This window comes from Streptococcus mitis, assembly GCF_001074635.1.
Classification (GTDB): domain Bacteria; phylum Bacillota; class Bacilli; order Lactobacillales; family Streptococcaceae; genus Streptococcus; species Streptococcus mitis_E.
On sequence record NZ_JUQO01000030.1, the window covers coordinates 1 to 502 of the forward strand.

Sequence of the window (502 nt, forward strand, 5' to 3'; positions counted from 1 at the left end):
GTCCGAGGAGGACAGGAAAATGTTTAGTCAACTACGTATGCGCGAAGAACAAGCTTTGTTAGCACAGGACTATGCCTTGGAACAAGCTGAGGAAAAAGGCTTAGAACGTGGTCGTGCGGAGGGGATTGAACAAGGACTGGAACGAGGACGAGCAGAAGGCATTGAACAGGGACTAGAGCGTGGGAAAGTTGAAGGACAAATTTTTACCTTTCTTGATTTAGTTCACCAACATGTTTTAAGCTCTGAATTTGCCAGCCAGCAGCTGGGTATGACTGTCTCTGAGTTTGAAAAATTATTGAAAGACCATCATAAATAAAAATTAAAAAAATACAGAGAAACCAGCAAGGATAGCGTTTGTAAACCGTGGTTGGAGTTTTTCGGGAATAAGCCCTTTACTCAACAACCCGAGCGAGCCATCAGCCAGGCAGACCAACTGCTGGACTATAAAAGCTGGTCCGAGGAGGACAGGAAAATGTTTAGTCAACTACGTATGCGTGAAGAA

General features: G+C 44.2%; 1 protein-coding gene and 1 pseudogene. Both read left to right on the forward strand.

Features of this window, described 5'->3' with window-relative positions; translation table 11 throughout:
* A partial coding sequence (locus ADI58_RS01270) for a FliH/SctL family protein (protein WP_049521156.1) occupies positions 1-316 on the forward strand: 316 nt, incomplete at its 5' end.
* Positions 317-502 (forward strand): annotated as a pseudogene (locus ADI58_RS11475) (hypothetical protein); the annotation flags it as partial. It lies immediately after the preceding gene.